We start from the raw sequence: 20,588 nt of genomic DNA on the forward strand, positions 1-20,588 counted from the left end.
AGAGTTATGGTTGCTGTTGCTGCGGATGACATGGGGGCCACCCTTCGCGAAGCGCGCCGCAACGTTTTCCATCTGACCGCCGCCCAGGCCATTCTCGGTGTCGTCGGACCGATCTGCTTCTCCATCGGCGGTGTTGCCGGCTATCGGTTGCTGGCGGATGACAAGTCTCTCGCCACCGCGCCGCTCACCGCCTTTAACGTCGGCATGGCGCTCGGCGTCGTGCTGGTCGCGATGCTCTCGCGCCTGATCGGCCGCCGTTTTGCGTTCATGACCGGGACCGGCATTGCCGCCGCAGGTGCGGCGCTCGCCGCAATCGCGCTCTTCCGTGAAAGCTTCTGGCTCTTTGCCTTCGCGCTCGCCATGCTCGGCTCGTCGAATGGCTTCACCCAGAAGCTGCGTTTTGCTGCCGCCGATGCTTCTCCGTCGTTCTACAAGCCTAAGGCGATCTCGCTGATCCTTGGCGGCGGCATCGTTTCTGCCGTGCTCGGCCCGCAGATCGTCATCTTTGCCGGTGACCTGTTCGCGCCCGTTGCCTTTGCCGGCGCTTTCGTCGTGCTGCTGCCGATCAGTCTGCTTGCGGCATTCTTCTTCGCGCCGCTGCGGCTGCCCGAACCGAGCACGATGGTGAGAGATCACCACGACCAGGCCGTGCGTCCTCTCGGCGCGATCGTGCGTAGCCAGCGCTTCGCCACCGGCATGGTCTGCGGCATCTCCAGCTACGCGTTGATGACCTTCATGATGACCGGTGCGCCGGTCGAGATGGTCGTGGGCTGCGGCTTTTCGACCGAGCTTGCGACGCTCGGCATCCAGTGGCACGTGCTGGCGATGTTCGCCCCGAGCTTCTTCACCGGCTTGCTGGTCAGCCGCTTCGGAGCCGAGCGTATCGTCGGCTGCGGGCTGTTGTTGTTGATGGCCTGCGCCACGGTCGCACATATGGGCATCGAGCTCTGGAACTTCTGGGGCGCCCTGGTGCTGCTCGGCCTTGGCTGGAACTTCGGCTTTATCGGCTCGACTGCGATCGTTGCGAGCAGCTACCGCCCGCAGGAGGCCGACAAGGTCCAGGCCTTCCACGACATCATCCTGTTCACCACGGTGGCGCTGTCGTCCTTTGCCTCGGGCAAGGTCCTGTCCGCCTATGGATGGGACATGCTGAACGCGGTCGTCTGGCCGGTTACCATCGTCTGCCTCGTGCTTCTGTTGCTGTTGAAGCGCGCTCCCCGGAACGCCGCCGCCTAATTCCTTTCCCCCGACATTCGAAGTCGCCGGAGCGCCTTGTCACTGGCGTTTTCCGGGGCTTGACGATCTCCCGTTGCAACCGCACTCTGGCCGCGCCGTGGCGGGCGCTGCTTGAGGAGGTGGCGCGTGATTCGCGGTTTTGAGGGGCCCGTGGCCGGGAGTGAGTCTGCGGGTTGTAACGGAGGGTAATGCGAAATGACCATTTTGTTGGGCGTTATCGCATGCGGGTTGCTCGCGGTGGCTTATGCCATCTGGGCAACACAGTCGGTGCTGGCCGCCGACCAGGGGAACGCCCGCATGCAAGAAATCGCAGGCTACATTCGTGAAGGGGCGCAGGCCTATCTCACGCGTCAGTACAAGACCATTGCCATCGTCGGCGTCGTCGTATTCATCGCCGCTTGGGTTCTTCTTTCCGCCGCCGCCGCGTTCGGTTTCCTGATTGGTGCGATCCTTTCGGGCGCTGCAGGCTTCATCGGCATGCATGTTTCGGTTCGGGCGAACGTCCGCACTGCCCAGGCGGCTTCCGTCAGCCTCGCCTCCGGCCTCGACATCGCTTTCAAGTCCGGCGCGATTACCGGCCTTCTCGTAGCGGGCCTGGCGCTTCTCGGCGTCTCCGTCTACTACGCCGTCCTCACCGCCGGTCTCGGGCATGAACCCGCCTCGCGCGAAGCCATCGACGCGCTGGTCGCGCTCGGCTTCGGTGCTTCGCTGATCTCCATCTTCGCCCGTCTCGGCGGAGGCATCTTCACCAAGGGTGCCGACGTCGGCGGCGACCTCGTCGGCAAGGTGGAAGCCGGCATCCCCGAGGATGATCCGCGCAATCCGGCGACGATTGCCGACAATGTCGGCGACAATGTCGGCGATTGCGCCGGCATGGCGGCCGACCTCTTCGAGACCTATGCCGTCTCGGTCGTCGCAACCATGGTGCTCGCGGCGATCTTCTTTGCCGGCACGCCGATGCTTGCGACCGTCATGGTCTACCCGCTGGCGATCTGCGCGGCCTGCATCATCACATCGATCGTCGGCACTTTCTTCGTGAAGCTCGGTGCCAACAACTCGATCATGGGTGCGCTCTACAAGGGCCTGATCGTTACCGGCGCATTGTCGATCTTCGGTCTCGGCGCCGCCACGTCGTTTACGATCGGATGGGGCTCGATCGGCACCGTCGCTGGCAAGGACGTCACCGGCTGGAACCTGTTCTTCTGCGGTATCCTCGGCCTGGTCGTGACGGCCCTGATCGTTGTCATCACCGAATACTATACCGGCACCAACAAGCGGCCGGTGAACTCGATCGCCCAGGCCTCTGTGACCGGGCATGGCACCAACGTGATCCAGGGCCTCGCCGTTTCGCTGGAATCGACGGCTCTGCCGGCGATCGTCATCGTCGGCGGCATCATTGCCACCTATCAGCTCGCCGGTCTCTTCGGCACGGGCATTGCCGTCACCGCCATGCTCGGCCTCGCCGGCATGATCGTGGCGCTTGATGCCTTCGGACCGGTAACCGACAACGCCGGCGGCATCGCGGAAATGTCACATCTGCCGCCGGAAGTGCGTAAGTCGACGGACGCGCTCGATGCCGTCGGCAACACCACCAAGGCCGTCACCAAGGGCTACGCGATCGGTTCGGCCGGTCTCGGCGCGCTGGTGCTGTTCGCGGCCTATTCGAACGACCTCAGCTACTTCGCCGCCAATGGCGACAAGTACCCGTACTTCGCCGATGTTGGGCAGATCTCCTTCGATCTCTCCAACCCCTACGTCGTTGCCGGATTGATCTTCGGCGGTCTGATCCCGTATCTCTTCGGCGGTATCGCGATGACGGCCGTCGGCCGGGCGGCCGGGTCCATCGTTGAGGAGGTTCGTCGGCAGTTCCGCGAAAAGCCCGGGATCATGGAAGGCAAGGAACGGCCGGACTATGGCCGCGCCGTCGACCTTCTGACGAAGGCGGCGATCCGCGAGATGGTCGTCCCCTCGCTGCTGCCGGTGCTTGCACCTGTCGTCGTCTATTTTGGCGTGCTGCTTCTGTCGGGCTCGAAGGCCTCGGCCTTTGCAGCGCTTGGCGCATCGCTTCTCGGTGTCATCGTCAATGGCCTCTTCGTGGCGATCTCGATGACCTCGGGCGGCGGCGCGTGGGACAATGCCAAGAAGAGCTTCGAGGATGGTTTCGTCGACAAGAACGGCGACCGTCATCTGAAGGGATCGGATGCGCACAAGGCATCCGTCACCGGCGACACGGTGGGCGACCCCTACAAGGATACGGCCGGTCCGGCGGTGAACCCGGCGATCAAGATCACCAACATCGTGGCGCTGCTGCTGTTGGCGGTCCTCGCCTGATCGAACCACTGAAACGAAAAAGGCCCGCGAAACTTGGTTCCGCGGGCCTTTTGCTTTGTGATGGTGAACTACTTGCTGCCGAAGTCCTTGAACAGGCTCTTTGCGGCAGCTTGTCCGGCGCCCGGTCCGCTCAAGAGCTGGCCGAGGAAGCTCGTTTCCTTGCCGCCGGTCGGCGTCGTGCGCGACAGCATATCGAAGACCTTGCCGTCCTTCAGCGTATAATGGGCGAGCTGGCTGACAGTGCCTTCCTTGTCGAAGTAGACGGCAAGGATCGACTGGTCGATCAACTGAGGCTTCATGAAGGCGACGGGACGCTTGCGGGTCTGGGAAATGTAGTAGAACACTTCGTTGTCGAAGGTCGCGGTCGTGGAGGGCGTGCCGAGCGACAGCAGCACTTGTTCGCGGCTGGAGCCAACCGGAACGAGATTTAGCGTTTCTTGGTCAACCACGTAACCCTGATGAAGGACTTCACCGACATTGGCGGACTGGCAGGCTGAAAGGGTGAGACCGGCGATGGTAGCTACGGCGGCCACGCGGCCGAGGGTTTTAAAGTTTTTTCTCAAATACCGCTTCGTCAACGACAGCTCCCCTTGGAGAAACGATGGCAGATCCGCCATTGCAATTCGTGCCTGCTTCGGTAAACCAGCTTCGGCTGTCATGCAACAACGGGATGGGCGCTTGCGCGCATTTCGAGAAAGCCAAGCCCGAGCTTTGTGATGATTTTTGGACTGTTCAAAAGAAAAAGCGGCAACACGGTAATTGTCGAACGGCAGTATGCGCTGCTGACGTCGGCCGCGCGCCAACCCTATCTCTATACCGACCTCGATGTGCCGGACACGGTCATGGGGCGTTTCGAGATGCTGTCGGCGATGCTGATCCTTTACTTCCGCCGCACACGCGCCTCCGCAAGGCCCGGGCAGGAAATCGCCCAGGAGATCATCGACGCTTTCTTCGAGGACGTCGACCATTCGATCCGCGAGCTTGGCGTGGGCGATGCCGGCGTTCCGAAGAAGATGAAGAGGCTGGCCGGCATGTATTATGGTCGCCTCGAATCCTATGCGGCCGCGTTGGAGGCAAAGGATGGGGCGGCCTTGGCGGCGGCCTTGAAGCGCAACTTCCACCCGGAAGGGGGCGATGCCGCGCCCGCGATGGAGGCGCTTGCAGCCTACCTGCTGACCGTGGAGGCGAAACTCGCCGACGTTGGCGAAGAGGTTGTCGAGACCGGTCAGTTGCAGATTCCGTCTGCTGGAGCTTAATAGCGGTTATAAAGAGATAACAGCGTCGCGAACCGGAAGACGGGCGACGGCTGCATTCGCGAACGGGCGGCATCGATCGCCCTGGCGAGGAAGGATCCGATCATGAAAGACGATGGCCAGCCGGCCTTCTCCTATCCGGTGAGGGTGGGACACATCTCGGCGAACGCTGTCAGCGTTAAGCTTTCCGCAAACGAGCGCGAGCGTGCTGCTCTCGCGAAACTCTGGGGCGTCAATGATGTACTGTCGCTCGGCGCAGAACTGCAGATTGCACGCTGGAAGAAGGATGGCATCAAGATCAAGGGCGATGTGACGGCCCGCATCGTGCAAAGCTGCGTGGTGACACTCGAGCCCGTCGAGGCCGATATCCATGAGCCGGTCGAAGTGATCCTAGTACCCGAGGGATCGCGGCTCGCCCGCCAGGCGAGCAACGACGGCGGCGAGATGATTCTCGATCCGGATGGTCCCGACATTCCCGACACCTTCACCGGCGACACGATCGATGCCGGCGTCGTCGTCAGCGAGCAGGTGGCACTCGCGATCGATCCCTATCCGCGCAAGCCTGGCGCCACTTTCGGCGCGCGCATCGAGAGCACGGAGGCGGACGACAAGAAACCGAACCCGTTTGCGGTTCTGAAGGACTGGAAAAAGGACTGAGGCTCTGAAAGCCTCCTCTACAATTCGGTTGTCACGCAAAGGAAAAGCAGTATTTTGGCCCCAAACCGGCCAAAAGAGCCGCGAAGCGATCTGCCGCGTGCTTGGCTCAAGCGTCAGAAGCAACAATATGTATCGTCATTGCGTCCCGGTGAGTGCGCCACGACGGCACGTGTTGTGTGGCAGAAATGAAGGATAAGACACGCGTGGTCAGAATTTCACTTGACGTGATGGGTGGCGACTATGGTCCCGAAGTCGTCATCCCGGGCGCCGCAAGGGCGCTCGAGCGTCATCCGGACATCAAGTTCGTGTTGTTCGGCATCGAAGCGCAATGCGCGGACCTCCTGGAAAAATATCCGAAGCTCAAGGCCAGCAGCACCTTCCATGACTGCGAGCTCGCCGTCGCGATGGACGAGAAGCCGAGTCAGGCGCTTCGCCGCGGCCGCGGAAAATCGAGCATGTGGAAGGCGATCGACGCGATCAACGCCGGCGAGGCGGACGTCGTCGTTTCGGCCGGCAACACCGGCGCGCTGATGGCGATGTCGGTCTTCTGTCTGCGCACGATGCAAGGGATCCAGCGTCCGGCGATCGCCGCCATCTGGCCGACGCTGAAGGGCGAAAGCATCGTGCTGGACGTCGGGGCGACGATCGGTGCGGATGCGCAGCAACTCATGGATTTCGCGCTGATGGGCGGCGCCATGGCACGGGCGCTTTTCGAGATCGAACGGCCGACGGTTGGTCTTCTCAATGTTGGTGTCGAGGAAATCAAGGGACAGGAGGAGGTCAAGGAAGCTGGCCGCCTGATCCGTGAAGCCAATATCGATGGCTTTGACTACTACGGCTTCGTCGAGGGTGATGACATCGGCCGCGGAACGGTCGATGTGGTCGTGACCGAAGGTTTTTCCGGCAACATCGCGCTAAAGGCCGCCGAAGGCACCGCGCGCCAGATTGCCGAATATCTGCGCGCTGCAATGTCGCGTACCCTGCTTGCCAAGATCGGCTACATCCTGGCGAAGGGCGCGTTCGATCGCCTGCGCGAGAAGATGGATCCCAGGAAGGTCAATGGCGGGGTATTCCTTGGCCTCAATGGCGTCGTGATCAAGAGCCATGGTGGTGCGGATGCCGAGGGTTTCGCAGCCGCCATCGATGTCGGCTACGACATGGTGAAGAATGGCCTGAAGTCGAAGATCGAGCTCGATCTGGCGAAGTACCATGGTGCGGAACCGCCCCAGGCCCTTTCCGCCGGCATGAATGATGAGGTTTGAATAGATGATCCGTTCCGTCGTTCGCGGCTTCGGCGCAGCCTTGCCGAAGCGCGTTGTTACCAACCAGGAGCTGGAATCCAAAGTCGATACGTCCGATGAGTGGATTGTACAGCGCACGGGCATCCGGCAGCGCTACATCGCCGGCGAGGGCGAGACCACCGCGTCTCTCGGCGAAGCCGCGGCCCGCGCGGCACTCGCCAATGCCGGGCTCACGCCTGATGATATCGACGTCATCATCCTGGCGACCTCGACACCGGACAACACCTTTCCGGCAACGGCCGTCAACATCCAGGATCGCCTTGGCATGCGCCATGGTGCGGCTTTCGACTTGCAGGCCGTCTGCTCCGGTTTCGTCTATGCAGTGACGACGGCCGACGCCTATATCCGCGGCGGGCTTGCCAAGCGCGTTCTGGTGATCGGCTCGGAGACGTTCTCGCGCATTCTCGACTGGACCGACCGGACGACCTGCGTGCTCTTCGGCGACGGCGCCGGTGCCATCATCCTGGAGGCTGAGGAGGGAGAGGGTACGAACGCCGACCGTGGCGTGCTGACGGCGAAGCTCCGCTCCGACGGTGCTCATCGCGACAAGCTTTATGTTGACGGTGGTCCCTCGACCACGGGCACGGTCGGCCATCTCAAGATGGAAGGCCGCGAAGTCTTCAAGCACGCGGTCGGAATGATCACCGACGTGATCGAGGCCGCTTTCGAGGCGACCGGAACGACCGCGGAAGATCTGGACTGGCTGGTGCCGCACCAAGCTAACCGACGCATTATCGACGGCTCCGCCAAGAAGCTCGGCATCCCTCTCGACAAGGTTGTGGTGACGGTCGATCTGCATGGCAACACGTCTGCTGCCTCCATTCCGCTGGCCTTGAACGCGGCGGCAAGCGACGGGCGGATCAAGAAGGGTGACCTCGTCCTGCTCGAGGCCATGGGGGGTGGCTTCACCTGGGGCTCCGTGCTCCTCCGCTGGTAAAGAAATTGCTTAAGCAACAGGCGCTTGACCGCAAAAGGTAAGGGCAATAGTCTTCGGACGCTGATCGGCGTACCAGACGTTGGTGGGGGAAGATGAGCGGAAAAACAGTAACACGGGCGGACTTGGCTGAGTCGGTTTTTCGCAAGGTAGGTCTGTCACGAACAGAGTCTGCCGAACTGGTGGAAACCGTCATTGACGAAATATGCAACGCAATCGTGCGTGGCGAGAGCGTGAAGCTGTCTTCTTTCGCGACTTTTCAGGTCCGCGACAAGAACGAGCGCATCGGGCGAAACCCGAAGACCGGCGAGGAAGTGCCGATCTCGCCGCGGCGCGTCATGACCTTCAAGGCGTCCAACGTGCTCAAGCAACGGGTGCTGAAGGCCCATCTTAGCCGCAGGGCCAAGCAGAAGCCGGTATCTCCCGTCGCGTGAAGTCACGGCGTCAGCCACAAATGTGGTTGAAAACCCATCCATAAGCCGTTGAAATGGACCTGATTCGTGCCATCATCGGTATGATGTCGGTTCATTGCTGCTTGCGAGCGTGAGTCGCGTGACATGGATTGGGAGCCACATGGAAAAGAGCCCGGACGCTTTCCGCACCATCAGCGAGGTCGCCGACGATCTCGATCTGCCGCAGCATGTTCTGCGCTTCTGGGAAACCCGTTTCCAGCAGATCAAGCCGATGAAGCGCGGCGGCGGTCGACGGTATTACCGACCCGAGGATGTCGATCTCCTGAAGGGTATCCGGCACCTCCTCTATGACCACGGCTACACCATCAAGGGCGTCCAGAAGCTCTTGAAGACCAACGGCAACAAGTTCGTTGCCGCCATTGCCAGCGGTGATCTCGCGACCGTCGAGGCGCTTGCGGCATCGAGCAACGAGGAGCCGGCGCCGCCCAAGGCCGGCGTTTCGGAGGAGGATCAGATCGTCGGCCGCGCCAAGGCACCGGCGAGCCGCCGCTTCTTCTCGTTCGGCGGCGGCAGCGACGACGTGCCGGAGATCTCTCTCGGCAAATCGTCGTCTGTCGGCAAGGAAGATCGCGCCCTGCTTCAGGAGGCGCTCTACGATCTCCTGGAATGCAAGCGCCTGCTCGACCAGGTGCGCTGAGGCCGTCCGCGACGCCTGCGAGGCGCGCTTGGTCGACAACGCGTAACGCTTTCATGGCCTTAAGGAAATTCAGCCGTGACGCAGGCGCGTGGCGCTTGCGCGGTTGTGGGCGCGTTGCTGCCAGCCGAACATTCCAGCCGGAGCGATCGGCGAACATTCGTTCGATCGTCGGTTTGGGAGATTGGTAGGCGCCCCGCATCCAATTGCCTCGGCGCTGGGCAAAGGGGCAACCCACTCATGCATTGACGTGAGCGACTGAGAGACGCCTTACTGGGCCCGCGTTTTGTCGCTCACCCTACAGGTGCCGCGTTTTAGTAGGACATACGGAAACCACCGGGGCTCGCTGCGGAAACATCCGGTTCGGGATAAGGGCCGGTCCACTGCGCGTAGGTTGTGTTGGTCGAGCCGGAAGTCGCGCATCCGGACAGGGTCAGGACGACGAGTGCGGTCACGGCCATCAAAGATTTAAGAGGCATGGTTTTCTCCTAGAAGGGGAGGCTCCAGGCCTCGAGGGGCCAGTACCAAACTGTCCCTCAAATCGGTTGTGATGGCAAGCTCACGTTGCGTTAGGGACAACGTTTCGAGCGACGCGATTTCAGGTTTGGTGAAGGTTCTATTGCGACGCACGCGCATCGATCTCGGGGCGATGGTGGAGAAAGGCAGACTGATTTTCTCATCGGTCCTTGGCCGGCCCGCTTTTCCACGCCGGACATTTCTTTTTCATGCCGAGTTCGAAATTCCCGCTTGCGCTCTAAGCGCTGGTTATATAGGGGTTTCCTCGGTTCGGAGCGTAGCGCAGCCCGGTAGCGCACTTGACTGGGGGTCAAGGGGTCGTGGGTTCGAATCCCGCCGCTCCGACCATTTTCTCAATCCTCGATCCCCCATAGAGCGATTGATCTGCTTTCCACCATTATTCTATCCGCGCTACTCCGCCGGCTGAAGGATTGCTGGCACGCGGCGTCTGATGACCGTCCTCTTATAGAGCGTCTCGGTTTGATCGAGCATCACATCGAGGGTGAAGCGTTGTTTCCGGCTCCGGGCGACGGCAGACAGCTTTTCGAAAGTCTCCGCTGCAGCTGCCTTGACCATCGTCTTCGCAAGTAACGACGTGTCGTCGCTGTTCGGCAGGATGAAGCCGTTTTGGCCGTCCTCGATGACCGTGCGGGCACCGCCGATATCGGTGGCGATGATAGGTTTGCCGGCGGCCGCCCCTTCCAACATCACATAGGACATGGCCTCGTAGCGGCTCGGCATGACCAGAAGATCGAAAGCCGGTGCGGCCTGCGGTCCGGTGAAGGCCGAGGTCAGGTGCATGCGGTTCTGCAGTCCGCTTTCGGCGATCGCCTCGCGCAAGGTCCCTTCGAGTTCACCGGCGCCGACCATCACCAGATGGCTATTCTTCACCGAAGCGGCGACGCTCTTGAAGGCAGCGATGAGACGTTGCGGCGCCTTTTGCGCCGAAAGCCGGCCGATGAAGCCGAAGACAAAGGCATCCGGCGCGATCCCGAAGCTGGCGCGAATCGTTTGCGCCATCTCGCATGAGGGCGGGGCAACGCCGTTGACGATCACCGACGTCCGATCCTCGGGCATGTGCAGCGATAGGGCGTGACGGTATTCGTCTTCGGAAACGCAGATGAGCCGGTCGGTGAAGAAGCGGGCAAGGCCCCATTCTATCGTGCCATAGATCAGCCGGCCGCCGCGGCCGAGCCTGGGATCGAGGGTGCGAAAGGCGTGTGGGGTATAGAGGCGGGGAATGTGCGGACCGGGAAGCCGGATCCGGATCAGCGCACCGGCCTTGGAGCTGTGGCCATGGATGATGTCGAAGCCGCCGCCGCGAATGATGCGCCGCAGTTCGAGGAAGGAGGCGAGATCCCACGGACCCGGCGCCCGCTTCATGTTGACGGCGTGGACGGCGGGCAGGCCGACCGCCTTCAACTCGCGCACGAAACCTTCCTCGGCCCGCACCGGCGAATAGACTGCCTCCACATGATGCCCGCGTTGGTGCATGCCGCGGCAGAGGTCGAGAAAGTGTCGACCCGAGCCGCCACCGCTCGGTTCCAGAACCTGAAGGAGGCGCAAGGGGAGGGCCGGTCGCCGGCCCGGAACGAAGTGTTCCATGATCAGGAGCTCCAGCCGGCACGCGCTTGCCGGCGATGACGATATTCGAGAGCGGCACATCCCCAGATGATTCCGAGGAGCAGGTAGAAATGACGCCAGTGATCGGTGTCGATGACGTTGCCGACGCCGACATGGCCGAGGACGGCAACCCAGGCAATCATCAGGTAGGTTTGCCAGGGGCGGTTGAGCAGCAGGAAGCGGAAGCCGAGCGAAAGCGTCCAGATGATGAGCGTCACATAGCTGATGAAGCCGAGCCAGCCATAGGAGGTCAGCGACTTCAGCCAGACGTTGTGCTCGTCTTCGGGGAAGATCGTGCTGAAGACCATGGGGCCGATGCCGAGAGGCTTCTCCATCGACATCAGGAAGCCCAGGCGATGGCGGTCGAAACGGCCGAGATGCCCGCCGTCATAATCCTGCACGAGTTGCGATCGGCTGGAAAAGAGCGTTGCGACCTGCTCGGATTGAAGGGCGGCAAGAAGAGCGCCGACGACCAGGAGTGCGCCCACGAGCGCCAGGGCGAGGATCCTGAGACGAAAGAGGCCGCTGCGTTCCCTGAGCAGCATGACGAAGACGAAGGCGACGACGCAGAAGAGATTGAGCGCCCAGGCGGCACGCGAAAACGACAGGAAGACACCAAGGGCGAGGATCAGCAATGCGGCGATCTTCGGCGGCGCTTTCCGGATCGGCTGCGTCAGGATGCCGTGGATCAGATACATGGCCGGCACCGAGAGAAACGGCCCGAACACGTTGGGATCCTGAAAGGCGCCCTTGGCGCGACCGTAGAGCGTGAAGTTCTCCGCGCCCGGAACGGCGCCGAAATAGCCGAGGATGCCAAGCAGCGCGGTAATGATGGCCGCGACCGTCCACGCATTGAAGATCAGCCTCAGCCGCTCATGACGGTCTTCTATGATCGCAGCATAGAAGATCGACGACAGCGCAAGAAATCCGGAAACCGCCATGTACATCGGCCCCTTGCTCAGGTCGACCATGACCGTCAAGGACAGGATGCCGCCTACCATGAACAGCGTCAGAAGCGTGAGCAGGGGCGCGATGCTGCGTGAAATCTTGAGCCCGAAGAGCGCCCAGAGCCCGATGAGTGCGATGAGGAACAATTCGTAGGGCGCGGGCTCGAAGATGACGAAGCCGGAAAGAAACACGGCGAACGCCACCAGACCCGAGCCGAGCAGCGAGAGCGCTGCAAGCTGAGGACGTGCGATCGGAAACCGGCCTGTCTCGACGGTGCTCAATAGGCGTTCTCGGTGTTGAGGAGACGGAATGGCGTCAGGAACAGGATCCTGAGATCGAAGAGAAGCGACCAGTTTTCGATGTAGTAGAGGTCGAAGGCCGTGCGCAGGCGGATCTTCTCGTCATTGTCGATCTCGCCGCGCCAGCCATTGATCTGTGCCCAGCCGGTAACGCCGGGCTTGACGCGATGGCGCGCGAAATAGCCTTCGACGACGTCGGAATAGGTCCGGTTCTGGGTCTGCGCCAGCACGGCGTGCGGGCGCGGCCCCACGAGCGACAGTTCGCCTTTCAGCACGTTGAAAATCTGCGGCAACTCATCGATCGACGACTTGCGAATGAAGCGGCCGACCGGCGTTACGCGAGGATCGCCCCTGGTCACGGCGTTGCGTGCCGAGTGATCGCTCATATGCGTATACATCGAGCGGAACTTGTAGACCTCGATGGTCTCGTTGTTGAAGCCGTGCCGCTTCTGCTTGAAGATGATCGGGCCGGGAGAGGTGGCTTTGACGGCAATGGCGGCGCCCAGCATGATCGGCCACAGGAGCACCAGGGCGACTAGGCTGAAGAAGATGTCGAAGCCGCGCTTGGCGACGGAGTCCCAGTCGGCGATCGGTTTGTCGAAAATGTCGAGCATGGGCACGTCGCCGACATGGGAATAGCTGCGCGGACGGAAGCGCAGATTGTTGGCGTGGGCGGCGAGCCGGATGTCGACCGGCAGGATCCAGAGTTTCTTGAGGAGTTCGAGAATGCGCTTTTCGGCCGTCAGCGGCAGCGAGATGATCAGCATGTCGATGCGCGCCAGACGCGCGAATTCCACGAGTTCGTTGACCGTTCCCAGTTTCGGATAGCCGGCGATGACGTTGGGCGAGCGCCGCTCGTCGCGATCGTCGAAAATGCCGCAGATACGGATGTCGTTGTCGGGTTGATCCTCAAGCGTGCGGATCAGGTCCTTCGCCGGCTGGCCGCCGCCAACGACGACGGCGCGCCGTTCCATCGTGCCGTTGCGGGCCCAGTGACGGATGGAATAGGCGATGAAGGCGCGCTCGGCGAGGAGAAAGAGCGCGCCACCGACGAACCAGCCGCCGAACCAGACGCGGGAATACTGGTGGCCGGATTTCAGGAAGAAGAGGGCGATGGCGATGCCACCAAAGGCGACCGCCCAGGCCGCGAGAATACGCGGCATCACCCGCAGCCAGGCACGCAGTGCCGGAATCTGATAGGTGTCGGCAATCTGCATCGCGGCAACCGCCAGCGCCGAGCCCCCCACCAGGATCGCCAGATAGAGCGGCAAGTGGTCGAAGCCCGGTTGAACATAAAGTGCGTTGATTGCGTAGCCGATGGCAAAGAGCGCACTGAACTCGAACAGCCGCATCAGTCCCATGATCATGGCCGGCGAATAGGTGTCCGCCCGGAACTGTTCGGCGATTTGGCGCGCCAGCGGATTGAGCTCCGCGGTCGGCCCGTCGCTCGGCATCTCGCCGGGCGCCCGGGCGCGGATTTCCGAAATCTTCTTGCGAAGCACTTCCGGATCGAATGAACCCGGGTGATCAATCTTGTTCATGGCTGTCTTCCGGCGCTGAAGTCCTCCGCCCGGATAGCAGAAAGCCACTAAGAAACGCTTACGTTGTAGATGACACGCTATCCGTGGATGGCTGGTAACGGCACAATTCCCGATAGAGGTCCAGCATCTCGGACGACATGACCGAAGCGGCGAAGCGCGATTTGAACGTGTTCGGCTCAGGCATGACCCGCACTGCCCAGTCCCTTTCGCTGATCGAGCGCGCCATGATGGCGGCCAGCGATTGGACGTCGGCCGGTTCTGCAAGCGCACTGCTGTCGGGCCCAAGTATCTCCGGGATGCCGCCGACACGGCTGGCGATGACCGGTTTTCTCGCCGCGAGTGCTTCGAGGACGATATAGGGCATGGACTCGGCGCGGGAGGGAACGACGATATTGCGAGCCAGCGTAAATGCTTCGCGGGTCTTCATCGCCGGCTGCATCTTGATGCGGCGGCCGAGGCCCTGCTGCAGCATCAGTTCACCATATTCCTGCTGTTGCGGGCCGTCGCCGATCATCAAAGCCGAGAGGGGCCGTCCGACGAGGCGTTCGGTCCGAGCGAAGGCCTCCACAAACAAATCGGGACCCTTCAGGTCCCGCATCATGCCGATATAGAGAAAATCGGCCGCATCCGGCCGGGGGGAGATCACTTCGAACTCCCCGTCGTCTATGCCGTTGTAGATCAGTTCGTGCCGGACGTGTGGCGCCCCGACCTTGGTGAAATAGGTCTGGCGTTCGAAGTCGCAGACGAAAACGAGGGCATCCGCCAGCCGCTCCTGAATCCGTTCCAGCGGGAAGATGAGCCGGCCGATCAGGGAGCGGCGGCGATAGTGGAGGCTCCCTCCATGCGGTGAATAGAGGCGGGCTACGCGATACCTGTTGACCCGCAAGGCTGAACCGATGAGGCGGGCGATGGCGCCACCCTTGGCGCCGTGCCCATGCAACACATCCGGTCGCAAACTTCTGATTTCCTTGTAGCCGCGCCACAGCGCGGCAACATCCGACGGCCCGATTGAGCGGTGAATCGGCATGCGGACGAGGCCGAGCGCCAGATAGGGCCGGATCTCGTCGAACAGTGAATCCTCGTGGCTACCCCCGGTGGTGCTGTCACAGAGAATGCCGACCTCGTGGCCGGCGCGGGCATGCGCCTCGGCGAGATCGCGCACATGGCGGAAAATTCCGCCGACCGGCGACCTGAAGCAATGAATGATGCGCAGGGGACGCTGTGGCTGCATCGAGATCAGAACAGGCGTTCGCGGACGTAGATCGTATCGCCGGCGAGAACCGCGTCGGTGATCGGAACCCGGCCAGTGATGATGCGGCCGTTTATCCTCCGGGTAATGTCGGCATTGGATTGGTTGGCGCGCGGCGAGAAACCGCCAGCGACCGCAATCGCATTCTGCACGGTCATCCCAGGCACATAGGCATATTGTCCAGCCTGGCCGACTTCACCCATGATGAAGACCGAACGGTAGCGATCGACCTCGATCGTCACGTCGGGGTCGCGCAGGTACCCCTGCCGCAACTTGGCGGCGATCATGCCTTCGAGCTCGGGCAAAGTCTTGCCGCGCGAGGCGACCGTGCCGATCAGCGGGAAGGCGACATATCCGGCCTGATCGACCGTATAGGTGCCGCTGAGGCCCGCCTGTTCGAAGACGTTGATGCGCAGGCGATCGCCGCTGTCGAGGCGATAGGGTTGGATGGTAGCTTCGCTGAAAGCTTTCGGCGCCGGCTGATAACTTGTGCAACCGCTGAGCAACATCGACAGCACTGCCGCCGTGATCGCGAGACCCGTCTTGATAGCTGCGGTTGACATGCGGTTCATAGGCTCCGGAAACGACCCACCTTTTCAGACGTTATCGAACCGTTAGGGTTAATAGGCGGTAAACTCGCGGTAGAATTTTTGCGATGTATCGCTGTGGCGGAGAGGGAGTTATCGTCCGGAAGTTGATCCTATTAACCCTTGCGTTACCATGTTCCTTTACCCTCCGGCAAAATTTGAAGGTTCGGAGCCAGTAGCATGTCGGGAAACGGCAGCGGTCAACAGGATGTGCATATCGACCTCGGCGGCCTGTTTCGCGCTGTCTGGGATCGGCGCGTCAAGGTGCTGCTCGCAACTGCCGGTGTGGCGGCACTCGCCTTCGGTGCCACGAAGATGATTGCGCCGGACTATCAGAGCGAAACTCGCGTACTCATTGAATCCCGTGAGCCGGAATTCAGCGGCCCGAACCAGGTGTCGCAGGCCGGGGCCGATCGCGTTTTCGACGAGTCCGGCATCTCGAGCCAGGTGCAGGTGCTCCGTTCCGCCGACCTCATCAAACAGGTTGCGCGCAACATGAAGCTCCATGAGCTCAAGGAATTCGATCCGTCGGCCGCGCCGTCGGCGCTTTCGGATCTTCTCGTCATGCTCGGCCTCAAGAAGAACCCCTTGGAAATGCCACCCGAGGAGAGGGTGCTCAAGGAATTCAACGACAAGCTCCAAGTCTATCAGGTCGAGAAGTCGCGCGTGATCGCGATCAGCTTCACCTCGAAGGATCGGCAGCTTGCGGCCGCGGTTCCGAACGAGATGGCGAAGGTCTACCTTGCGCTTCAAAGCGGCGCGAAGCTCGACACCAATTCCGAGGCCTCCCGCTGGCTCGAGCCGGAGATCGCCAATCTGCGCGAGAAGGTGCGGGATGCGGAGGCAAAAGTTGCCGCCTACCGCGCTTCGTCCGATCTGTTGCCGACGGGCGAGACGACAAATTTCGCAACACGGCAACTGACGGATATCTCGACCGAGCTTGCCCGCGTCCGCGGTGAACGTGCCAACGCGGAAGCGCGGGCTGCGGGCGTGCGCTCGGCGCTTGCGAGCGGCCGGGCACCGGACACGATCACCGATGTCGTCGGGTCGCAGATGATCCAGCGGCTCAAGGAGACCGAGGCAAACCTGCAGGCACAGGTCGCCGATCTCTCGACCACGTTGCTGGACGGTCATCCGCGCCTTAAGGCGTTGAAGTCGCAACTTGAAGGCATCCGCGGACAGATTCGCACGGAGACGCGCAGGATTCTGACGAGCCTCGAAAACGAGGCGAAGGTCGGTGAACTGCGTGAACAGCAACTCGTCCAGCAACTCAACGCGCTGAAGGCTCAATCCGCGCAGGCCGGCGAGGAAGAGGTGGGCCTGCGCGCGCTCGAGCGCGAAGCGACTGCCCAGCGGCAACTGCTCGAGACCTATCTGGCGCGTTACCGGGAGGCGACGTCGCGCACGGTCGAGAACGCGACACCGGCCGATGCACGTGTGATTTCAAACGCGGTGGTCCCGACGAGCGCCAGTTTCCCGAAGGTGCTGCCGATCACGATCGTTGCCGCTCTCGCGACGTTCCTCTTGAGCTGCGTCGTGATCATGCTTGGCGAATTGTTCAGCGGCCGGGCGCTGCGGCCGGTCTCGGCAACCGGCGAGCGGCTGGCACCGGTTCGCCCAAGGCCAGCCTTGGCTGCAAGCGCCGCTGACATCCCGGTCGTTGCAGCGGGCACCTCGCCCGAGGTAGCGCCCATGGCCGATGGCGATGCTGTCGACCTGCTGCCCGCGGCGCCAGCGTCGGATACAGACGCGGACGCCGCGGAAGCAGCCGCCGAACCGGATTTCTCGATCGAAGCGGTGGCGGAGCATCTGCGCGCCACCGGCGTGCGCGTCGCGATTTCGGTATCGCCTGGCGGAGACGAAGGATCGACCGCAACGGTGATGCTGGCACGCCTGCTGGCCGAGGATGGCGTGAAGGTGGTGCTGATCGACCTGACCGGCTCGGCCTGCCCGACGCGTCTGATGGCGCGCTCGGCCCAGCTTTCCGGCATTACCAACCTGCTGGCGGGTGAGGTGCCCTTCACCGATACGATCCATGCCGACCGCTTCTCCGACGCCCACATCATCCCCCAGGGCGATGCCGACCCGCGGCAGGCGATGCGCGGCATCGAACGGTTGAAGATGATCATCGACGCCCTGACCAACGCCTATGATCTCGTTCTGGTCGAGTGTGGTCCGGCCGACGAGATGGCCGTCGAGAAGATTGCCGGACGCGATGGCGCAGAGATCATCCTCTCGGCACCGTCGGTCAGCGATGAACGCATCGTCGAGGTTCTGACCGGCTTTGGTGCGGCTGGCTATCGCGACATCGTCCTCATGACCGGGCAGGCAGAGACCGATCCGGACTATCCGGACCGAGATGCCGCGTGACGGACGACGGCGTGCCGACTGCGGGAAATCAACGCGGTCCGCACGGCGATGCTGTTTTCAGTACCTCAGTCGGGGGCGCCTTGTGTATCGACTTTGCCTTGTCTGAACCGCCTCGCTCGCTGCAGGCGAGCGTAAACCGCCTTGTTCGACTTCGCTGCAACCTTTGCCCGCACGACGAGGTAATGGCGCAGGACGGCAAGGTGCCCCCAAAACGTCACCGGTAATGCAATGTCACGCAACGGCGTCTCGATCGTGCACCAGGATCGCTTGTAGGGTTGGTCACCGACGCCGAAATCGAAGAGGCGCAGGCCTTGCGCCGAGAGGCGCTCGATCATCCGATAGAACAACAATTCACCCGGGCTTGCATCGCCCGCCAGCGCCTCGTCGATCGAGCCGAATTGGCAGATGACATGGTCGCCTTTCAGCGAAAGCCCGGCGATGGCAACCACCTGTCCGTCATGTTCACCCTTGAGCCGGATGGCGTTGAGCTGCATGAGTTGCGGGTCGCCGTCCTGACGGGAGGCAAGCGCATGGAAGAAGGCCTGTGTCTCGGCGTCCTGGAAGACATCGGGAAGGCCGAGTGTTGCAAATCGGGTCGCCTTCTGCCGGAAGAAGGTGTCGAGCAGCGCCTGCGTTTCGCCGGGAGTTCGGGCGATCACGTAGTCGTAGCCGCCCATTTCCGCCAACCGTCGCTCGGAGATGCGCATCTTCTTGCGGCGGCGCTTCGCATTGATCTGCGCCAGGGTGAGCTGGATGCTTCCGAGGAGGGGGAGCTGGAACGAAGAGTTGGGGTTTGCGACGCCAGGAAGTGTGGCGAAGGGGCTGACACCGCCACGCCACTCGCTTGGTATCCGTTCGATTATGAGGACATCGGCGAAGCCATGTAGCGCCCTTGTGATGTCGCGAGCCAAGGCCTGGGCCAGCGCCGGCGTGAACGCCGCCGAGATGTCGGCGGCAAAGAGCCCGGTGTTGAGGTTGCTGTGTTCCGTTCCGATCAGGCGGGCGGTTCGAAACAGGCGCCCGCGCCTGAGTTCCAGCGGCAGAATGAGGAAAAGCTCGCCATCGAACGCTACGCGCAGCAGCAAGAGATCGCTGCCGTGAGTTTCCGCCCAGGCGCGGCACCAGTCATAGGCGTGATGCAGCGAATTACCGGCGAGGCTGTCGAGTGCACGCCATTCGGACTCCAGCGGCTCCATGGTGCGATGGACCGAAATCGCGAAGCGGCCCGTGGCATCGGCCGGACCGACACGCAGGGATGCGCGCGGGCGACGGTCGCCGGAGCCTTCCATGGTGAGGTCGGAGTTCGTCATCGAGGGTGCCATCCGGTGCCTGTTGCCGAGCGATTGAACCTCAAGTCCGCTATGATCCGTTTAATGCGGCAACTCTCATGAACTGCATTCGAGAATAACCGGGGAATGCGGTTAGCAAAGCGTGAAACGAGCGGGCATCTCGCGACCCAACCGATCAATCGAGAAAACCTGTGGCCAGTGCCTTTGCCCATTCCAGCCGGTTGCGGCTGGCCGCGAGCCGGGACATCGCCATCCAATCATAGGGAACGTTGCGGAAGGTGACGCCCCACCCTGCGGCCGATTGCTCGATGATCGCGTAGCGCGCATCCGGAGAGCCCGCCTCGACCTTGTGCGGCATGGGCTGGTCGTCGTCATATCCGGGGCAACCGACGCTGCCGGGATTGATGACGAGGCGTCCGTCGGAGAGGCGGACGGCGCGTTGGATGTGGGTGTGACCGCAGAGGATCACCGGATACTCGATGCCGGCGGCCGGAGCCTCGATCGCTGAACGCGCCGCCATGTGGACGATGCCGCCAGCGCTCAGGGCCTCGAGCCAATAGGCCTCGTCGTTTTCCGGCGTCGCATGGCACAGGAAGAATGTGTTCTTGTAAACCAGCGTCGCGGGCAAAGTGGCGAGCCATTCGCGGTGTCGCGGCTGCAATTCGTCGTGAGCGGCGCGATCGGACAACCCCATGTGCGAGGGATCGACGGTCAGCAGATAGCGATCGTGATTGCCGCGGATCGACGGCATCGCCCGCTCGATCAGAATGTCGGCGGTGCGGGCGGCATTGAGCGGGCCGCTCAGGTGATCGCCAAGATTGACGATGTCGCGAATGCCCAGCGCATCGATGTCGGCGAGCACCGCTTCGAGCGCGAGATCGTTGCCGTGAATGTCGGAAATGACCGCAAGTCTCATCTATGACCCTCCGGTGGGTGCGGCGCCTACTGCATGTCTCCCTTGATTTAAGGACAAAGACATGCAGCAATTCAAAGTCGTACAGCGACCTTTGCGCGTCTGATAAGACGCGCGGCGCTGTAGGGGATCAGCGATCCTTGGCGGGCTTTTCCATCCATTTGATGATCAGCATGGCTGGCAATATCCAGAGCAAGCCGGTGAAGAAGAAATAGGCGAGATGCGCCCACCAGGGCGACGCGCCCAGCAGCAGCGAGGCGAAGGTGACGGCGGCAAGCGCATAAACGACGACGAGGATGATGATCAGGATTGTGCCGATCAGCTTTCTGAGGCGTACGGGCATTTCACATCTTTCAGGTGGCTTACAGGGGCAAGGAGGCCGCGACGGCATGCCGCAAAGGTTTCGGTCTTGTTTTGCATGCCGCTCTGGTGCA

At 62.1% G+C, this 20,588-nt stretch carries 19 protein-coding genes and 1 tRNA gene; 10 read left to right on the forward strand and 10 right to left on the reverse strand.

The window, feature by feature from the left end:
- The first annotated feature begins 6 nt into the window (after positions 1-6).
- Together BHMPCIPO_RS07235 and BHMPCIPO_RS07240 are read left to right on the forward strand one after the other, a co-directional pair.
- Positions 7-1,236 (forward strand): MFS transporter, encoded by a 1,230-nt coding sequence (locus tag BHMPCIPO_RS07235; protein WP_376741625.1) that lies wholly within the window; start codon positions 7-9, stop codon positions 1,234-1,236.
- A gap of 195 nt (positions 1,237-1,431) precedes the next feature.
- A complete protein-coding gene (locus BHMPCIPO_RS07240) occupies positions 1,432-3,567 on the forward strand; it encodes a sodium-translocating pyrophosphatase (RefSeq protein WP_173516132.1) in 2,136 nt (711 codons plus the stop codon).
- 68 nt (positions 3,568-3,635) lie between these two features.
- Here BHMPCIPO_RS07240 and BHMPCIPO_RS07245 read toward each other — a convergent pair whose 3' ends face one another.
- Positions 3,636-4,145 (reverse strand): outer membrane protein assembly factor BamE, encoded by a 510-nt coding sequence (locus tag BHMPCIPO_RS07245; RefSeq protein ID WP_173516133.1) that lies wholly within the window; start codon positions 4,143-4,145, stop codon positions 3,636-3,638.
- A gap of 138 nt (positions 4,146-4,283) precedes the next feature.
- On the opposite strand from BHMPCIPO_RS07245, the gene BHMPCIPO_RS07250 reads away from it, so the two are divergent.
- The 6 genes from BHMPCIPO_RS07250 (at position 4,284) to BHMPCIPO_RS07275 (ending at position 8,822) form a co-directional block, all read left to right on the forward strand.
- Entirely contained in the window at positions 4,284-4,823 is a 540-nt protein-coding gene (locus BHMPCIPO_RS07250; RefSeq protein ID WP_173516134.1) for a ubiquinol-cytochrome C chaperone family protein, read from the forward strand.
- 102 nt (positions 4,824-4,925) lie between these two features.
- Positions 4,926-5,477 (forward strand): YceD family protein, encoded by a 552-nt coding sequence (locus tag BHMPCIPO_RS07255; protein WP_173516135.1) that lies wholly within the window; start codon positions 4,926-4,928, stop codon positions 5,475-5,477.
- 203 nt (positions 5,478-5,680) lie between these two features.
- Positions 5,681-6,739, forward strand: a complete 1,059-nt coding sequence (plsX, locus tag BHMPCIPO_RS07260; protein ID WP_173516136.1) for a phosphate acyltransferase PlsX — start codon at positions 5,681-5,683, stop codon at positions 6,737-6,739.
- Positions 6,740-6,743: 4 nt separating this feature from the next.
- Positions 6,744-7,715 carry a beta-ketoacyl-ACP synthase III gene (locus BHMPCIPO_RS07265; RefSeq protein ID WP_173516137.1) on the forward strand — a complete coding sequence of 324 codons (972 nt, stop codon included), beginning with the start codon at positions 6,744-6,746 and terminating at the stop codon, positions 7,713-7,715.
- Positions 7,716-7,807: 92 nt separating this feature from the next.
- Positions 7,808-8,146 carry an integration host factor subunit alpha gene (locus tag BHMPCIPO_RS07270; RefSeq protein ID WP_113536913.1) on the forward strand — a complete coding sequence of 113 codons (339 nt, stop codon included), beginning with the start codon at positions 7,808-7,810 and terminating at the stop codon, positions 8,144-8,146.
- A 139-nt stretch (positions 8,147-8,285) separates the two neighbouring features.
- Positions 8,286-8,822 carry a MerR family transcriptional regulator gene (locus tag BHMPCIPO_RS07275; protein ID WP_057252555.1) on the forward strand — a complete coding sequence of 179 codons (537 nt, stop codon included), beginning with the start codon at positions 8,286-8,288 and terminating at the stop codon, positions 8,820-8,822.
- A 311-nt stretch (positions 8,823-9,133) separates the two neighbouring features.
- Here the strand turns inward: BHMPCIPO_RS07275 and BHMPCIPO_RS07280 are convergent, their stop codons facing one another.
- Entirely contained in the window at positions 9,134-9,298 is a 165-nt protein-coding gene (locus BHMPCIPO_RS07280) for a hypothetical protein (RefSeq protein ID WP_173516138.1), read from the reverse strand.
- Between the two features lie 308 nt (positions 9,299-9,606).
- On the opposite strand from BHMPCIPO_RS07280, the gene BHMPCIPO_RS07285 reads away from it, so the two are divergent.
- Positions 9,607-9,683 (forward strand) — tRNA-Pro (locus BHMPCIPO_RS07285).
- 63 nt (positions 9,684-9,746) lie between these two features.
- Here the strand turns inward: BHMPCIPO_RS07285 and BHMPCIPO_RS07290 are convergent.
- The 5 genes from BHMPCIPO_RS07290 to BHMPCIPO_RS07310 are packed head-to-tail and all read right to left on the reverse strand — an operon-like array spanning position 9,747 to position 15,558.
- Complete coding sequence (locus tag BHMPCIPO_RS07290; RefSeq protein WP_173516139.1) at positions 9,747-10,940, reverse strand: glycosyltransferase; 1,194 nt, start codon at positions 10,938-10,940, stop codon at positions 9,747-9,749.
- Positions 10,941-10,942: 2 nt separating this feature from the next.
- Positions 10,943-12,187 (reverse strand): O-antigen ligase family protein, encoded by a 1,245-nt coding sequence (locus BHMPCIPO_RS07295; protein WP_173516140.1) that lies wholly within the window; start codon positions 12,185-12,187, stop codon positions 10,943-10,945.
- On the reverse strand, positions 12,184-13,746 hold the full coding sequence (locus BHMPCIPO_RS07300) for an undecaprenyl-phosphate glucose phosphotransferase (protein ID WP_173516141.1): 1,563 nt from the start codon (positions 13,744-13,746) through the stop codon (positions 12,184-12,186). Before BHMPCIPO_RS07300 ends, BHMPCIPO_RS07295 begins: the two co-directional genes overlap by 4 nt.
- 58 nt (positions 13,747-13,804) lie before the next feature.
- Positions 13,805-14,977: a glycosyltransferase family 4 protein gene (locus tag BHMPCIPO_RS07305; RefSeq protein ID WP_173516142.1), complete on the reverse strand. Its 1,173-nt coding sequence runs from the start codon at positions 14,975-14,977 to the stop codon at positions 13,805-13,807.
- Positions 14,978-14,982: 5 nt separating this feature from the next.
- Positions 14,983-15,558, reverse strand: coding sequence for a polysaccharide biosynthesis/export family protein (locus BHMPCIPO_RS07310; protein ID WP_173516143.1), 576 nt, complete (start codon positions 15,556-15,558; stop codon positions 14,983-14,985).
- A gap of 204 nt (positions 15,559-15,762) precedes the next feature.
- Between BHMPCIPO_RS07310 and BHMPCIPO_RS07315 the strand changes: the two genes are divergently transcribed.
- Complete coding sequence (locus BHMPCIPO_RS07315) at positions 15,763-17,952, forward strand: GumC family protein (RefSeq protein WP_173516144.1); 2,190 nt, start codon at positions 15,763-15,765, stop codon at positions 17,950-17,952.
- 65 nt (positions 17,953-18,017) lie between these two features.
- On the opposite strand, the gene BHMPCIPO_RS07320 is transcribed toward BHMPCIPO_RS07315, so the two are convergent.
- From BHMPCIPO_RS07320 to BHMPCIPO_RS07330, 3 genes are all read right to left on the reverse strand, one after another.
- The gene (locus BHMPCIPO_RS07320) at positions 18,018-19,262 is read right to left on the reverse strand and encodes a GNAT family N-acetyltransferase (protein ID WP_173516145.1); all 1,245 of its coding nucleotides are present in this window, start codon (positions 19,260-19,262) and stop codon (positions 18,018-18,020) included.
- 154 nt (positions 19,263-19,416) lie between these two features.
- On the reverse strand, positions 19,417-20,157 hold the full coding sequence (locus BHMPCIPO_RS07325; protein ID WP_173516146.1) for a metallophosphoesterase family protein: 741 nt from the start codon (positions 20,155-20,157) through the stop codon (positions 19,417-19,419).
- A 127-nt stretch (positions 20,158-20,284) separates the two neighbouring features.
- Complete coding sequence (locus tag BHMPCIPO_RS07330; protein ID WP_173516147.1) at positions 20,285-20,497, reverse strand: DUF2842 domain-containing protein; 213 nt, start codon at positions 20,495-20,497, stop codon at positions 20,285-20,287.
- Between the last annotated feature and the right edge of the window lie 91 nt (positions 20,498-20,588).

It is taken from the genome of Ensifer sesbaniae (assembly GCF_013283665.1).
GTDB classification, from domain to species: Bacteria; Pseudomonadota; Alphaproteobacteria; order Rhizobiales; family Rhizobiaceae; genus Ensifer; species Ensifer sesbaniae.

Bases quoted from the DNA above. Each gene is read 5' to 3' on its own strand.
- BHMPCIPO_RS07235 (WP_376741625.1), top strand. From the start codon at position 7: ATGGTTGCTGTTGCTGCGGATGACATGGGGGCCACCCTTCGCGAAGCG.
- BHMPCIPO_RS07240 (WP_173516132.1), top strand. From the start codon at position 1,432: ATGACCATTTTGTTGGGCGTTATCGCATGCGGGTTGCTCGCGGTGGCT.
- BHMPCIPO_RS07250 (WP_173516134.1), top strand. From the start codon at position 4,284: ATGATTTTTGGACTGTTCAAAAGAAAAAGCGGCAACACGGTAATTGTC.
- BHMPCIPO_RS07255 (WP_173516135.1), top strand. From the start codon at position 4,926: ATGAAAGACGATGGCCAGCCGGCCTTCTCCTATCCGGTGAGGGTGGGA.
- BHMPCIPO_RS07265 (WP_173516137.1), top strand. From the start codon at position 6,744: ATGATCCGTTCCGTCGTTCGCGGCTTCGGCGCAGCCTTGCCGAAGCGC.
- BHMPCIPO_RS07270 (WP_113536913.1), top strand. From the start codon at position 7,808: ATGAGCGGAAAAACAGTAACACGGGCGGACTTGGCTGAGTCGGTTTTT.
- BHMPCIPO_RS07275 (WP_057252555.1), top strand. From the start codon at position 8,286: ATGGAAAAGAGCCCGGACGCTTTCCGCACCATCAGCGAGGTCGCCGAC.
- BHMPCIPO_RS07280 (WP_173516138.1), bottom strand. From the start codon at position 9,298: ATGCCTCTTAAATCTTTGATGGCCGTGACCGCACTCGTCGTCCTGACC.
- BHMPCIPO_RS07290 (WP_173516139.1), bottom strand. From the start codon at position 10,940: ATGGAACACTTCGTTCCGGGCCGGCGACCGGCCCTCCCCTTGCGCCTC.
- BHMPCIPO_RS07300 (WP_173516141.1), bottom strand. From the start codon at position 13,746: ATGAACAAGATTGATCACCCGGGTTCATTCGATCCGGAAGTGCTTCGC.
- BHMPCIPO_RS07305 (WP_173516142.1), bottom strand. From the start codon at position 14,977: ATGCAGCCACAGCGTCCCCTGCGCATCATTCATTGCTTCAGGTCGCCG.
- BHMPCIPO_RS07310 (WP_173516143.1), bottom strand. From the start codon at position 15,558: ATGTCAACCGCAGCTATCAAGACGGGTCTCGCGATCACGGCGGCAGTG.
- BHMPCIPO_RS07315 (WP_173516144.1), top strand. From the start codon at position 15,763: ATGTCGGGAAACGGCAGCGGTCAACAGGATGTGCATATCGACCTCGGC.
- BHMPCIPO_RS07320 (WP_173516145.1), bottom strand. From the start codon at position 19,262: ATGACGAACTCCGACCTCACCATGGAAGGCTCCGGCGACCGTCGCCCG.
- BHMPCIPO_RS07325 (WP_173516146.1), bottom strand. From the start codon at position 20,157: ATGAGACTTGCGGTCATTTCCGACATTCACGGCAACGATCTCGCGCTC.
- BHMPCIPO_RS07330 (WP_173516147.1), bottom strand. From the start codon at position 20,497: ATGCCCGTACGCCTCAGAAAGCTGATCGGCACAATCCTGATCATCATC.